The organism is Bacillus pumilus, assembly GCF_009937765.1.
Lineage (GTDB): Bacteria > Bacillota > Bacilli > Bacillales > Bacillaceae > Bacillus > Bacillus pumilus_O.
In genome coordinates, this window is record NZ_CP047089.1 from 2,971,905 (window position 1) to 2,986,296 (window position 14,392).

15 protein-coding genes are annotated in these 14,392 nt (G+C 43.6%); 1 reads left to right on the top strand and 14 read right to left on the bottom strand.

What is annotated here, in order from left to right:
- Window positions 1-5 precede the first annotated feature (5 nt).
- Window positions 6-962 carry a ring-cleaving dioxygenase gene (locus GPS65_RS14630; protein WP_119124736.1) on the bottom strand — a complete coding sequence of 319 codons (957 nt, stop codon included), beginning with the start codon at window positions 960-962 and terminating at the stop codon, window positions 6-8.
- A 320-nt stretch (window positions 963-1,282) separates the two neighbouring features.
- Here GPS65_RS14630 and GPS65_RS14635 point away from each other — a divergent pair, with 320 nt between their 5' ends.
- A complete protein-coding gene (locus GPS65_RS14635; protein WP_144472364.1) occupies window positions 1,283-2,608 on the top strand; it encodes an APC family permease in 1,326 nt (441 codons plus the stop codon).
- 170 nt (window positions 2,609-2,778) lie between these two features.
- Here the strand turns inward: GPS65_RS14635 and GPS65_RS14640 are convergent, their stop codons facing one another.
- From GPS65_RS14640 to GPS65_RS14700, 13 genes are all read right to left on the bottom strand, one after another.
- Window positions 2,779-3,108, bottom strand: coding sequence for a hypothetical protein (locus GPS65_RS14640; RefSeq protein WP_008358910.1), 330 nt, complete (start codon window positions 3,106-3,108; stop codon window positions 2,779-2,781).
- 63 nt (window positions 3,109-3,171) lie between these two features.
- Window positions 3,172-4,128: a sugar-binding transcriptional regulator gene (locus GPS65_RS14645; protein WP_058014214.1), complete on the bottom strand. Its 957-nt coding sequence runs from the start codon at window positions 4,126-4,128 to the stop codon at window positions 3,172-3,174.
- Between the two features lie 111 nt (window positions 4,129-4,239).
- Complete coding sequence (locus GPS65_RS14650; RefSeq protein WP_119124734.1) at window positions 4,240-5,007, bottom strand: SDR family NAD(P)-dependent oxidoreductase; 768 nt, start codon at window positions 5,005-5,007, stop codon at window positions 4,240-4,242.
- A complete protein-coding gene (locus GPS65_RS14655) occupies window positions 4,985-5,686 on the bottom strand; it encodes an SDR family NAD(P)-dependent oxidoreductase (protein ID WP_238389105.1) in 702 nt (233 codons plus the stop codon). The genes GPS65_RS14650 and GPS65_RS14655 overlap by 23 nt, the downstream gene beginning before the upstream one ends.
- 25 nt (window positions 5,687-5,711) lie before the next feature.
- Window positions 5,712-7,094, bottom strand: coding sequence for a dihydrolipoyl dehydrogenase (lpdA, locus tag GPS65_RS14660; RefSeq protein WP_119124732.1), 1,383 nt, complete (start codon window positions 7,092-7,094; stop codon window positions 5,712-5,714).
- A 12-nt stretch (window positions 7,095-7,106) separates the two neighbouring features.
- On the bottom strand, window positions 7,107-8,432 hold the full coding sequence (locus GPS65_RS14665; protein WP_119124731.1) for a dihydrolipoamide acetyltransferase family protein: 1,326 nt from the start codon (window positions 8,430-8,432) through the stop codon (window positions 7,107-7,109).
- A gap of 17 nt (window positions 8,433-8,449) precedes the next feature.
- Window positions 8,450-9,430, bottom strand: coding sequence for an alpha-ketoacid dehydrogenase subunit beta (locus tag GPS65_RS14670; protein ID WP_119125686.1), 981 nt, complete (start codon window positions 9,428-9,430; stop codon window positions 8,450-8,452).
- A 31-nt stretch (window positions 9,431-9,461) separates the two neighbouring features.
- Window positions 9,462-10,445, bottom strand: coding sequence for a thiamine pyrophosphate-dependent dehydrogenase E1 component subunit alpha (locus tag GPS65_RS14675; RefSeq protein ID WP_088003229.1), 984 nt, complete (start codon window positions 10,443-10,445; stop codon window positions 9,462-9,464).
- 182 nt (window positions 10,446-10,627) lie between these two features.
- Window positions 10,628-11,659: an alcohol dehydrogenase catalytic domain-containing protein gene (locus tag GPS65_RS14680; protein WP_119124730.1), complete on the bottom strand. Its 1,032-nt coding sequence runs from the start codon at window positions 11,657-11,659 to the stop codon at window positions 10,628-10,630.
- Window positions 11,656-12,102 carry a hypothetical protein gene (locus tag GPS65_RS14685; RefSeq protein ID WP_003211419.1) on the bottom strand — a complete coding sequence of 149 codons (447 nt, stop codon included), beginning with the start codon at window positions 12,100-12,102 and terminating at the stop codon, window positions 11,656-11,658. The genes GPS65_RS14680 and GPS65_RS14685 overlap by 4 nt, the downstream gene beginning before the upstream one ends.
- A 61-nt stretch (window positions 12,103-12,163) precedes the next feature.
- Window positions 12,164-12,442, bottom strand: a complete 279-nt coding sequence (locus GPS65_RS14690) for a PTS sugar transporter subunit IIB (RefSeq protein WP_003212259.1) — start codon at window positions 12,440-12,442, stop codon at window positions 12,164-12,166.
- A 19-nt stretch (window positions 12,443-12,461) separates the two neighbouring features.
- On the bottom strand, window positions 12,462-13,835 hold the full coding sequence (locus GPS65_RS14695; protein WP_012009657.1) for a PTS galactitol transporter subunit IIC: 1,374 nt from the start codon (window positions 13,833-13,835) through the stop codon (window positions 12,462-12,464).
- A gap of 54 nt (window positions 13,836-13,889) precedes the next feature.
- A complete protein-coding gene (locus GPS65_RS14700; protein ID WP_012009656.1) occupies window positions 13,890-14,357 on the bottom strand; it encodes a PTS sugar transporter subunit IIA in 468 nt (155 codons plus the stop codon).
- Window positions 14,358-14,392: the final 35 nt, after the last annotated feature.

Genomic DNA, 14,392 nt, shown 5'->3' on the forward strand with positions numbered 1-14,392 from the left:
ACTTTTTATGATGACTGGATCGGTGTTAATCTCTGTTCTATTTCTGCTCGTTTGTGCTCTAGAAATGGAGGAAGAGCTAATTGATCGCCAAGCTCATCCACTCCTTCATCCACTGTAAACCCAGGACCGTCTGTTGAGATTTCAAATAAAATACCATTCGGTTCTCTAAAGTAAAGGGCTTTAAAGTAGAAACGTTCCACAACACCAGAGTTCGTGAATCCTGCTTTTGATATTTTGTCATACCATTTTTCCAATTCCTCAGCATTTTCCACACGAAAAGCTACGTGATGCACACTTCCTCTGCCTGAACGTTCAGAAGGTCCTGCCGTTTTTTCGATCACATGAATTTCTGTTCCAGCTCCGCCATTTCCTGACTCAAAAATGGTCACGATCTCACCATCATTTGATTGTTCACGCGCTCTTTCCGTGAAGCCAAGTATGTCCGTTAAAACACGAATCGTTTTGTCCGCTTCTGCAACCGTTAATTCCACTGGCCCCAAACCTCTAATGGCAAACTCTGCCGGAATATCATCATGTACTGGCGGTGAGCCTGCTTCTTGTGCGGCCGGTTCGACTGTTAAAAATAGCTGTTGCCCTTCTGGATCTTGAAAACGCAAGGCAGGTCTGCCCCCTCTCAAGGAAGCCGTTTCTTGCTGCACCCCTGTCTCTTTAAAACGCTTTTCCCAAAATGTAAGTGCTTCTTCAGAAGAAACGAGAAGGCCTGTGCTTGTGATGGCGTTTGTTCCTTTCAAACGACGAGCAAGCATTGGAATTTCAAAGAAGGTGAGCTCCGTTCCAGGTGAAGCGACCTCATCTCCATAAAATAAGTGATACATTGATGGGTCATCCTGATTGACTGTTTTTTTGACAAGTTTTAAGCCAAGGATCTGGCGGTAGAAATCAACATTTTTTTGAGCATTGGCTGTTAATGCAGATACGTGGTGAATCCCATTGATTTTCATTATAATCACTCCTATTTCAAAATATCTCGAATTCAAGATAATAGCCTTATGAATAAAATAGGACATTTTTCAACAAAAGTCAACCATTAGCCTAGATGTTCGGTTTCTAGCTATAAAATTAACATTAAATCAAAAATAATCTTTTATTGTTCGTTTTTAATAAAACATTTACCCTGATATCTCCAATTTAAACGAACACTTTTATACACAAATACGAAAATCAGAAAATTTTTTTAATTCTTGTTTTCCTAAAATCGTATTACAATGAACAAAATACATGTCACAGTAACGTACGAAAGTGATGCAGGAGGTCGTGTGTAATGAACAAAGAACAACCAGCGTTAAAACAGGACATCGGCTTATTTTTCGCCCTATCTCTTGTCATCGGGACGATTATCGGGTCAGGCGTCTTTATGAAGCCAGGCAACGTCCTTTCCTATTCAGGAAGCTCAGATATCGCATTATTCGCTTGGCTGTTAGGTGGCATTCTAACCCTTGCAGGCGGACTCACTGTTGCTGAAATTGGTACACAAATCCCTCGGACTGGCGGATTATATGCCTATCTTGAAGAAGTGTATGGTGAGTTTTGGGGATATTTATGCGGCTGGGTGCAAATTATCATTTACGGACCTGCCATCATCGGTGCGCTTGGTCTTTATTTTGGTTCATTGTTAGCCAATTTATTTTCTCTTTCTTCTTTATGGTCGACAACAATTGGCATTATCACTGTTTTATTTTTATGTTTGATTAACATCATGGGAACAAAATACGGCGGTTTTGTTCAGGGGCTGACCACCATTGGAAAGCTTGTCCCGATTGCCGCTATTATTGTGTTTGGCTTATGGAAAGGAAACGAAAATATTTTGATGGCTGTAAACGATAGCATCGCTCAAATGAACTTCGGTGCAGCGATCCTGGCTACGCTTTTTGCCTATGATGGCTGGATATTGCTTGCTGCACTTGGCGGTGAAATGAAAAACCCAGAGAAACTGCTTCCTCGTGCAATGGCAGGCGGGATTTTAATTGTCACGGCTTGCTATCTCTTCATTAATGTCGCTCTTTTGCACGTGTTACCAGCAGATCAAATCGTACAGCTTGGAGAAAATGCGACAAGTACTGCTGCGACAATGCTCTTTGGACCAATCGGTGGTAAGGTCATTAGTATTGGCATCATCATTAGTATCTTTGGCTGTTTGAACGGAAAGGTTCTTTCATTCCCACGTGTGATTTTCGCGATGGCAGAGCGAAAGCAAATCCCTTTCGAAAATGCGATTTCGCGGATTCACCCTACATTTAAAACACCATGGATTGCTGTATTTGTACAAATTCTGATCGCCATTGTGTTTATGATCGTCAGCAATCCAGAAAAGCTGTCAGAGGTTTCGATTTTCATGATCTATATCTTTTATGTCATGGCCTTTTTCGCAGTCTTTAAACTGAGAAAACAAAACAAAGGAATCGAGCGTGCTTATAGCGTACCACTTTATCCGCTCACACCAATCGTTGCGATTATCGGTTCCTTATTCGTCTTAATCAGCACCATGATCACCGACTGGAAAAGCTGTCTCATCTCCATGCTGATCGGAATTGCTGGGCTGCCTCTTTATTATTATATGAAAAAAGCACACAAAAAAGCAGAGCGCTAATCAGCTCTGCTTTTTTTCTTTCTTCACAGCGTGATAGAAAACCTTTGCAGCCCTAGGAAGGACGAGTACCGGAGCGGAGCGAATTTGACATTCGTGAGCACCGGCACGCAGGACTGACACCGAATGCGAGGGTTTGTCTACACGCTGAAGCAGAGCGTTAATCAGCTCTGCTATTTTTTATATTGCTTAATCACTTTGTATGATTCGTTTAAATATCTCATGAGCCGGTATGGCTTACTAAGCACGCGGATTGGCAGTCTTGAGATAAATCCATTCAAATTCGCCTTGTATTCCTGCGTCATCCGTTTTGGCTTTGTCGCAATTTTTTCGTATACTTCTTTGTAAAATTCCTTCATGATGTCGACTTGCACACTGATCTTCTGATGACACTCTGTACACTCAACGCTTTTCATCTGATCATTCACATAAACGATGCTGTGGAGGGTCTCTTCTTGGCACCGAGTACAATGTAAGTTTGCTTCCATTTCGGTTTTCTTCAAGATACACAGCTCCTTTCTCGTTTGATGTTGCTCTCTTTATACAGTTCGATAGCTATTCGCCGTTTATTGGACGGAAGCTTCCTTTAAAATAGCTGCCGCTGTTAGTTCGTCTGTCACCAGCACTTGAATAAAGCCACCATTTAAAGCCCCTAAAATACTTTCAGCTTTATGGGTTCCTTCTACAACAGCGATAACCGTTTTGACGCTTTTTAACTGCTCCAGTGATAAACCAATGACCTTTTGATTCAGTTCATCTTGGACAGGTTTGCCTTGACCGTCAAAGAAACGAAAGCCAATATCACCAACAGCCCCTGATTGCCTTAAACCAGATAAATCCTCTTCTTTTAAATAACCAACTGTTTTTAATGTTGACCCTTTATGCGGATTACCAATACCGATGAGGGCAATGTCGACATTTTTACCTTCTTCAAGCACAGCCTCTATATCCTGCATTGCCATAAGTCGCTCTTTTAATTCTTCTGTTTCTAAAATCGCCGGGGCATATAAATAGGAACACGTGCCATTCATTTTCTTTGCCAGCTCATATGCCAGCTGATTGGCATGAATGTCGACTGCTTGCCTGCCCATTCCGCCCTCTAACGGGATGACCTTCACATCGTTTCTTCGCTCAAACGGATATTCCTTTACAAGCTCAGCTAATGTAGTTCCCCATGAAATGCCGATTTTCTCCGCATCTTTCATGTTTTTAGATAAATAATAGGCGCCAGCTTGACCGACTGCCCGTTTCACCATCTCAGACATTGTCCCGACACTTGGGACAACGACAGCATCTGTTAATTGAAATGTTGTTTCGAGCTGCTTTTCCAGTTCCACCGTATGAATACTTTCGTCTTTAATGTATACCTCAACGATTCCCACATCTTTCGCTTTTTGTAAGAGCTTTGAAATGACTGGTCTTGAGACATTGAGCTTTTTTGCGATTTCCTGCTGCGTCCACCCGTCTGTATAATAAAGATGAGCAACTTTGACGAGCTGTCGTCTTTCTTCCCAATTCAGCATGTGACATCATCCTTTTAATATACTATGATTCCCAGTATACCAAACATTCGTTTCTAATTGGAACAATTGTTATGAAAATGACAAAAAGAGCGATTACCTCTCCGCTCTTTTTCACTCTGTATATTTTGGCTGATACGTTCTCCCGCCGTCTAACAGGATAATTTGTCCGTGTAAATAGCTTCCCTCGTCACTGGTAACAAATAAAGTGAGTCCTGCGATATCGTCTGGTCTTCCTAATCTCCCGATGGGAATGAGCGATTGCAGCTGCTTTTTCTCCACCTCAGTAGGATAGAGCGTATCAAGCATTTGAGATTCAATCACGCGGGGGGCAATCACATTGATACGCACATGGTGTGCCCCTAATTCCTTTACAAGCGAACGCATCAGGCCAAAAGCACCTGCTTTTGAGGCGTAATACTGAATGCCGCCGCCTGAGCCAGTAATAGCAGATCCTGATCCAATCACAACAATGCTTCCTTCTTGCCGCTCACATATATAAGGTGCTGACGCTTTGATGCAATAGTAAAGACCATACAAGTTCACAGCCAGTGTCTTTTTCCAAAGTGAGAAATCGACTTCTAAGAAAGGAATTGATTTTGTCATCCCTGCTGAATAGACAAGATGAGCAATACCGCCGAGCTCCCTTTCAGCTGCTGAGATCATCTGCTGAACACTTTCCCACGATGAAACGTCAGCTTGAAATGTCAGCAGCTGAGAGTGCTGTTTTTTTAAAAGTAAAAGTCCTTGTTCATCTATATCGGACACAGCCACTCTGTGCCCTTCTTTTAAAAAACGCTTAGCAATTTCCTTTCCAATCCCTTGGGCACCGCCAACGATAAGAACTGGTTTTTGATCATTAGCCAGCACTCTCACCCCCATCAAGCATAATCGCTGCGCCATCTGTAAATGCGCCATATGATGTACTTAAAAAGACCGTCATATGGGCCACAGTCTCCTTGATTTGCTCTGCGTTAGGAATCAAATGGAGAGGCGGCGGTAATAAGGCGAGCACTCGAATGCCTTTGCCTTTAAATTCTCGCGCCAGCCCTTTTGTCATAGCATTCAGCATAGAATTCGATGTCGCATGTGAGATCCCGCCATCTCCAGTAATACTGCCTGAGGACGATATATTAATAATGCAGCCTTGCTTCTGGTCAACCATATGCCATACGGCAGCTTGACTGGAAAGAAAAACAGTATTCACAGCGGTTTCCACTTCGTCCATCCACTCATTAGGGTGAGTGGCGTCAAGCTCTGCTTCTGCTCCTTGCGCTGCTTGATTGACCAAAATATCCAGTTTCCCGCACGTATCGATCACTTGTCTCAGCATACGCGTGGCATCTCGAGGCGTTTCAAGCGGATTCATAATAATACTCGCCTGACCGCCCATTTTTTGAATGTCTTCACAAATGGTTCTAGCCTTTGATTCATCATGAAATGTGTGTAAAAAGACATGTGCACCTGCCCGGGCTAAAGCCAAGCAGATGGCTTCTCCAAATCCATCTGTGCTACCTGTCACAAGTGCCGCTTTCTGATGAAGCTGGACGTGCACATGCATCTCCTCCCTATCCCTTGTTTAGCATTTATTTTCTCAGCTTACTCACGATCTCAAGAGCTGCTTCATAAAAACCTTCTGAGATGGTCGGATGCGGATGAATCATTTTCGCCATCTCTTCTGCTGTTCCTTCTAAATACATAAAGGAGGAAGCTTCTGAAATCATCTCTGTGACATGCGGACCTACCATCGTTGCGCCGATCACTTCACCATATGTTGTATCGTAAACCAACTTAATAAAGCCTGATTGAACACCTGCCGCTAGCGCTTTACCGCTTGCCGCTAAATCAAATCGTTCTGTTTGTACGCTGAGCCCTTTAGCTTTTGCCTCTTTCTCTGTAAGACCGACACTTGCCACCTCTGGTAATGTATAAATACATCTAGGCATAATATCAGCATTCATTTTTTCAGGTACGCCGCAAATATTGCTGACCGCAACAGCTGCCTCTGCCATCGCCGCATGAGCCAGCTGATAGCCGCCGGCGACATCCCCAACTGCGTATACACCTTCAGCAGTTGTCTGCATCTGATCATTCACCTTGATAAACGGACCATCAAGCTGTAGATCAAGCTGGCTAACAGCTGATACATTTGGTTTTCTTCCAACGCAGACAAGCAGTCTTTCCGCTGTAAAGATGTGTGTCTCCCCTTTATCATCTGTTGCATGAACCGCTTTGACTCCTTCGCTTTCCGTCACCTCTGTCACAGTGGTTTTCTTCGCGATATGGATGCCCTTTTTCTTGAGTTCTCTTTCTAGCAGCTTAGATGCTTCTTCATCCTCTTGTGGAATAATGGACGGTGCCGCTTCAATAATGGTAACTTTTGATTGAAGACTTTGGAAAATACAAGCAAGCTCAAGACCAATGACACCTCCGCCAATAATGACGACAGAAGCAGGAATATCTGGGATGTCAAAGATTGTATCACTTGTATCAAATGAAATATCTTTAAGCCCCGGTATTGGTGGAATGGCTGGTGTAGATCCAGTAGCAATAATTAACTCTTTCGTTTCAATCGATTCTGATCCATCTTGTTTTTCTATTTCAATCCGATGCTTGGTCACCGCTGTGCCCCTGCCATTATAGACATCAATCTTTCCTTGCTTTAATAAAAAGGCGATTCCGCCTCTGAGCTTTTCAATGACGTCATCTTTGCGCTTTCTCATTTTATCGAAGGAAAGAATCATGTCACCTGTTTCAATTCCCCAGCTTTTCGCCTTCTCGATTGATTCGATGACTTCTGCATGTTTAAGCAGAGTCTTTGAAGGGATACAGCCCCGATTTAAACAAGTACCGCCGAGAAAATCCTCCTCAATCAAAGCAACCTTCTGTCCGCGCTCAGCCGCTTGAAGGGCGGCAGTATATCCGCCAGGCCCTCCGCCAATGACTGTCAGATCATACGTTTTCGTCATCCGATTCATCTCCTACATTAGCAATTCAAATGGTTGTTCAAGCACTTTTTTAAGGTCTGTTAAAAAGGCAGCCGCTGGTGCGCCATCTACAACGCGGTGATCAAACGATAAACTAACCCCCATCATTGGTCTCACCTGAATTTCTCCATCTACTGCAACAGGTTTATCTTGAATTCGTCCTACACCTAAAATCGCCACTTCTGGCTGATTAATGATCGGGGTAAAGGCATCAATGGCATACATGCCTAAGTTACTAATCGTAAAAGTGGACCCTTTCAGCTGGTCAGGAAGCAGTTTTTGATCGCGTGCGTTTCGGCCAATTTCTTTTGCTTCTTTAGTCAGTTGTTTTAATCCTTTTTGATTCGCATGAGAAATGACTGGTACCATCAAACCGTCTTTCACTGCAACAGCAAGACCAATGTGTACATCCTCATGGAAATGGAGCTCATTTTGTTCAAATGTCATATTGATCTGCGGGTGGCGCGTGAGAACATGGCTGACCGCATGAATGATGATTTCTGTGAACGACAACCTGTAGCCTGTCTCTTTTTCAATCGCCGGAAGTAACTGGTGACGCACTTCTTTCGCTTTCGTCATATCAATTTCACTTGTTAGTGTGACGTGCGGTGCTGTAAAGGCACTTTGTGACATGCGATCAGCAATCACTTTTCTCATGCCAGCTAATTTTTGTGTTTTCACAGGCGAAGCCTCTGTTGTTTGCGTTGCCGCTGATTGTACGTCACTCTTCATGATCTTGCCGTGAGCGCCAGATCCAGAAACGGCTGCTAAATCGATTCCTTCACGAGCAGCGACTTTTTCTGCAAGCGGTGAGATGCGCTGGTCTTTCTCGCTAGAATGCACGACTGCCTCGACGTCACGCTTTTGAACTCTGCCTTTTGGCCCTGTGCCAGATACCTCTTGAATCTCCACATGACGATCCTTTGCTGTTTTTCTCGCTGCAGGCGTGGCACGTACTTTTTCATTAGATGTTTTTGGAACTTCAGTAGAACTAGGTGACACTGTGTCTGGTGAAGATGATTCGCCGCTTTCTGATGAATCCTCATCTGCCTGTGCTGGCGGCTCGCTTGGCACCTGTTCATTTGCCTCACCGATATATCCAATGACAGCATTGACTGGAATTTGATCATCAGCTTCGTAGTATTTCTTTAGAAAAATGCCGTCATCATAGGCTTCCACCTCGATGTTGATCTTGTCTGTCATAATTTCGAAAAGAGGCTCACCGATTTCAACCGAATCTCCTTCTTCTTTAAACCATTGAAGCAAGGTTCCGATCTCCATCGTACTGCTTAGCTTCGGCATAAATATCTCTTTTGGCATGATCTTCTCCCCTTTATTTAAGAGCGTGCAAGCTCTTTTGCTGCTTCAATAATATCTGGCACTTGTGGAATGACCGCTTTTTCGAGAGTCGGGTTGTATGGTATTGGAACTGCAAGGCCGCCAAGTCGTTTAATCGGCGCATCTAAGTAGTCAAACGCTTCACTTTCCGCTATCATACTTGCAATCTCTCCGCCGTAGCCGCCTCGTTTGACCGCTTCATGAACCACAATACATTTACCTGTTTTCTTCACAGATTCGATAATGGTTTCTTCATCTAATGGGACGAGTGTTCTTGGGTCTATGATTTCAACATCGATCCCTTCTGCCTCTAGTTCCTTCGCCGCTTCTAATGCTTTGTGTACCATAATCGCTGTTGCTACAATTGTGACGTCTTTCCCGCTTCTTTTCACATCAGCTTTCCCTAAAGGAATCGAATATTGCTCTTCAGGCACTTCGCCAATTGTTTTATATAAAAGCTTGTGCTCGTAGAAAATGACAGGGTTGTCATCATCCATTGCTGCCTTTAAAAGTCCTTTGGCATCATACGCTGTTGAAGGCTGAATCACCTTTAGTCCCGGAATATGAGCCATCCACGCTTCTAGGCTTTGTGAATGCTGCGCTGCTGCACCAGTTCCTGATCCTGCTGGTGTTCTCACGACAAGCGGCACCTTTCCTTTTCCGCCAAACATGTATCGTGTTTTTGCTGCTTGGTTCACAAGCTGATCCATTGCGATTGTAATAAAGTCAGAGAATTGAAGTTCTAAAATCGGACGCATACCTGTCAAAGCCGCTCCGACTGCTCCTCCTGCAATGGCAGCCTCAGAGATTGGTGTGTTGCGTACACGCTCTGGACCGAACTCTTCAATCATGCCGCGCGTGACCCCAAAAGCACCGCCATATACGCCGATATCCTCACCTAAAATGAATACATCTTGGTTCTCTCTCATTTCCTGACTCATAGCTTCTCGAACGGCTTCTAAATATGAAATCTCTCTCACTGTTGTTTTTGTCACGTGATTCCCCTCCTAATTAGGCGTATACATCCTCTAATAGTGTATCGATTGACGGTTCTTTACTGTTTTTAGCGAATTCAACAGACGCTTCAATTTCTTGCTTCGCTTCTTCCTGTAAGACCGCTGCCTGCTCCTCTGTCAAAACATTCAGTTCAATCAAGAGAGACTTAAAGCGCTTGATTCCGTCTTTTTGTCTCCACTCTGTTTCTTCTTCACGTGTACGGTATTTTTTCGCATCACTCTTAGAGTGACCTTTCCAGCGATACGTTTTCATTTCAATAAGTGATGGACCCTCTCCAGCTCTTGCGCGGCTGACAGCTTCATCTACTGTGTTCATAATATCGACCATGTCATTTCCATCAATCGATTTCCCAGGTATTCCGTAGCTTTCTGCTCTTGTTGAAATGTCTTCAATGTTGATCATTTCTTTTACAGGGCCAGACATGCCGTACTGGTTGTTTTCACAAATGAATACAACAGGTAGATCCCAAATGGATGCAAGATTTAGCGCTTCGTGAAAGCTGCCTTCATTCGTCGCTCCATCTCCGAAGAAACAAAGAACGACAAAGCCTTCCTGTTTCATTTTAGATGTGAGTGCTGCACCTGTTGCCAATGGGATACCGCCGCCAACAATTCCATTTGCGCCAAGGTTTCCTTTTTCTAAATCAGCGATATGCATTGAGCCGCCTTTTCCTTTGCAATAGCCAGTCTCACGCCCGAATAGTTCTGCCATCATCTTATTGACCTCTGCACCTTTTGCAATACAGTGACCATGTCCACGGTGTGTGCTGACGATTTTATCTTCGTCCTTTAATACGGCAATTGATCCAACAGCTGACGCTTCCTGTCCGACACATAAATGAGTGGTTCCATGGATAAGTCCTTTGGCAAAGAATTGGTCGACCTTTTCATCAAAATATCTCACTAACCACATTTGTTTATATAAATCTGCTAATCTCTCATGACTAATCTGTTCAGGCAAAGTGATTTGTTTTTGCATTTCTTCTCTCCCCTTTACATTTGTTCTTATGTGTTACATTTGTAATAATCATACGTTTAAGTGTCATTGAAGTCAAGCATTTCTCTTTCATTTTTAAGCGTTTTCATCTTTTGTCAGAAAAAAAGAGAAAGGCAAAGCCCTTTTCTAAAGAACTTCTCTTTCTCTTCCAATCTCTTGCGTTCTCATTCATCTGGATACATCATGATTTTGACACTATCACCTTCAGGGTGTCTTGCGCATTCTATTGCCTGCAGGAGCTGACTTAATGGATAACGATGCGTCACCATCTTTTCTGTGTTGACCACTTTTGCTCTTAAAAGTTCAAGGGCTTCGAGGTAGTGATAAGGATGTGAGGAATAGGCGCCTACCACTTTCACTTCATCATGAAAAAATCGATCAGCCGGAATGGAGACGTCTCCCTTTGGAAAATGAGCAAACACTAAAATTGTTCCACCTCTCGCTACTGCTTGAAACGCTTCTTTTAACAGCGCACTACTCCCAACAGAAATAATAACGAGGTCTACTCCCTTTCCGTTTGTTTCTCTCATGACCCGGTCTTCCACAGGCTCAGAGGCTGGATGAAAAGCGACGTCTGCACCTAAATTTCTCGCTTGTAGCAGCCGGTTCTCATTCACATCCGTTATCATTATTTTCCCAGCCAAATAATGTTTGGCAAGCTGTAGTTGAATACAGCCAATTTGCCCTGCTCCAAGGATCAACACAGAATCTCCTGGATGAACAGGTGCTCGTTCAAACCCGTGCAGGCAGCAGGCAACTGGCTCCACCATCGCCCCTTGTTCATATGAGACGTCATTCGGGAGCTTGCCCATTGTGTGTTTGACATGTAATGCAGGTACACGGATATACTCTGAAAATCCGCCTGGATCTACGTTAGTAGCTGAAAACTGCGGACACATTGTGTAAAATCCTCTTTGACAAAAGTCACAGGTAAAGCAAGGTACATGGTGCGCAACATAAACCCTGTCTCCCATTTTTATATTTGACACATGCTTTCCAGTTTCAACAATATCACCAGCGATTTCGTGCCCTAGTACCGTTCCAGGAGGCACCGTCTCATGTGTCGCCTTGTAAATATCTGTGCCACATAAGCCGCATGCACGCATTCTTAATAGAACTTCATCATCGCCAATTGCAGGCCGGTTCCGCTTCTCATACCGAATGTCCTCTGAAGAATAAAAGACAGCTGATTTCATGTAGCTGCATCCTCCTTTTCATCACCTTTCGCAAAATCCTGCAACGTTTGCACAAGCTGTTTGTACTCACTCATCTCACTGGAGATCCAGTAACGTCCTCCGAATATGCGAGATGGGCCAACCCTGACATAGACTTTCCCGATATGAGGGTATGGCTTGATAAAAAGCTTTCCTTTAATATCAGAGACCGCATATGTGTGCCATCTGCCAAACGCTCCGATTTTGAGTTTATCTTCACTAATGATGACGTTTGTCGGTTGGTTCAGTCCAGTGATGCTAGAAAGCATGAGAATAGGCAGCGTATAAACGCCTAACACAGCTAACGGTTCAGGTCCTGCTGACATTAACGTATAAAGAGACCAAAGGAAAAACAGACAGATGAGTACGGCTGGAAGAAAAATAGACAACACTGCAGACGTTCGGCTATAAGCATGATGCTGCATGAGACGTCCTCCTTTCAGATACATAGAAGGAGCCACGAAAGCTCCTCCATGGGATGATTGTTTACTTAATATGATCGATGATTTTTTCAATATCATCTTCAATGCCAAATCCGGTTAAAAAAGATAATGTTTGAATGACAGGCGTTCCTTTCGTATCACTCACTGGTGTGGTCGTCACGATTAAATCGGCGCCCTCCGCTTTTTGCGGGACTTCTGATGCCTTGCACTGCTCCACCACAACATCGTATCCTTTTTCCTTTAACGTCTCTTCAACCTTTTTAGCAACAACCGTTGATGTTGCAACCGCTGTTCCGCATGAAACCAATATTTTCTTTGCCATAAGAATCCCTCCAACTCGTTTATTGATCTTTCTGATCTAAGCCCATTTCTTTCGCATACTGCTTTCTAATATCATTTCGCACCCAGTACCATAGAAGCGCATAAGCCAAAGCACAGATGATGGCTGCAATAAAGTACGGATTGCTCGGATCAAGAAGTCTCACCATGATCCAAGGAATGACGTGGGAACCAAGGTCAATACCTGAAATCATATTGGCTCCTTCTGGGAAGTCAAACCCGACTGCTTTCCCCATTGTTGTCGCAAGTGGTGCAAGATTCGTTGCGATAAAGAAGACAATCATTAATGTGAAAATACTGTTAATAAGTCCGCGAATAATATTTCCACGAGCGGCGGCTACTGCCCATACAACTGTAAATGGTAGAACTGATAAGTCAGCAAACGGCAGCATGCCATTGTAAGGCAGAACGACTGCAAGTAGAATCGTCATTGGCACCATTAGAAGGGCTACCGCCATATTCGCCGGATGACCAATTACAATTGCTGTATCTAAGCCAATATAGACATTTTTCCCTGGGAAGCGCTTTTGAATATAAGAACGAGCGCCCTCAGAGATTGGAATAAGACCTTCCATTAATAACGCAACCATTCTTGGCATGAGCACAAGAACTGCTGCCATTTGAATACCAAGCGTCATGACGCCTTTCGCATCATAGCCACCCAAAAGACCAATAATGATACCAAGTATGAGACCCATCACAAGCGGTTCGCCAAAAATACCAAAACGTTTCTTCAATGTTTCTGGATCAGCATGAATTTTGTTTAAGCCAGGGATTTTGTCAATGATGCGGTTGGACGCATACATAAGCGGCGCGAAGTTGACCGTTTCAGCATGAGCCATCGATACGCCTTTCAATCCAAAATGGTGTTCGATTGTCGGTGCCGTCCAATCTGCTAATTTAAGCGTGATAGCAGAGACGATCAACCCAACAGCAAGTGCCAAGAACATATTATGATAAGCGTAGTAAGTCACAGAGGCTGCGAAAATCAAATGCCAGAAGTTCCAAATATCCACATTCAGTGTTTTCGTAAAGTTAACGGACAATAAGATGACATTTAACAAAAGCACAAGAGGAATCATCAAAGGGGCAACGGGTGTACCAAAGGATATAGCCGCTCCAATCGGCCAACCAACATCCAAAATATCGAGCTTTAGCCCAAGGGAATTAACCATGGCTTTTGCTGCTGGCCCAAGGCCGCTCACAAGTAAATTAATAACAAGGTTGACACCGACAAAACCAATTCCGATCGTAATACCGGCTCGGAAGGATTTTTTAAAGCCTTGCCTTAAAATCATACCGAAAAGCGTCATAATAATCGGGAGCATAATAGTTGGTCCAAGGTCTAATATAAAATCGACAGCTTGCTTGATCATACATCCACCTCCTGGATTTTTCAGATAAAGCGCTTACATTTGTTTTGCGAAAGTCTATTGGTTTAATTCTTTCTGAAGCACATCAACCGCTTCTTCATACGACGTCATATCAGACAGCTTCGTCATCACCTCTTCTTTTCTAAAAAGTGTCATGAGCTTCTCTAACATCACAAGTTGCTTACTAGGTTCAGAGATTGCTAGGACGAACACAATTTTGGCTTGCACAGTTTCATCAGGGCTTCCCATCTTGTGAAAGATAACAGGTTCCTTTAAAGTGGCTACACTAATCGCTGGTTTATTCACATGCTCTGGATCTGTATGTGGAATTGCTACACCAAAGGTCGCAAGTGGAAGGCCTGTCGGATATGTTTTTTCCCTTTCCAGCACCGCTGGTAAAAAACTCGATTTAATATATCCTCCCGCTTCTAATCGCTCTGCTAAATATGTGGTCACCTCCTCTCTCGAAGATGCATCGTACTGCAATTTGATCAGCTGTTCATCTAACTCAAACAAGTTGTTCAAACAACCACCCCTTTCATTTGGTATAAATATGAACA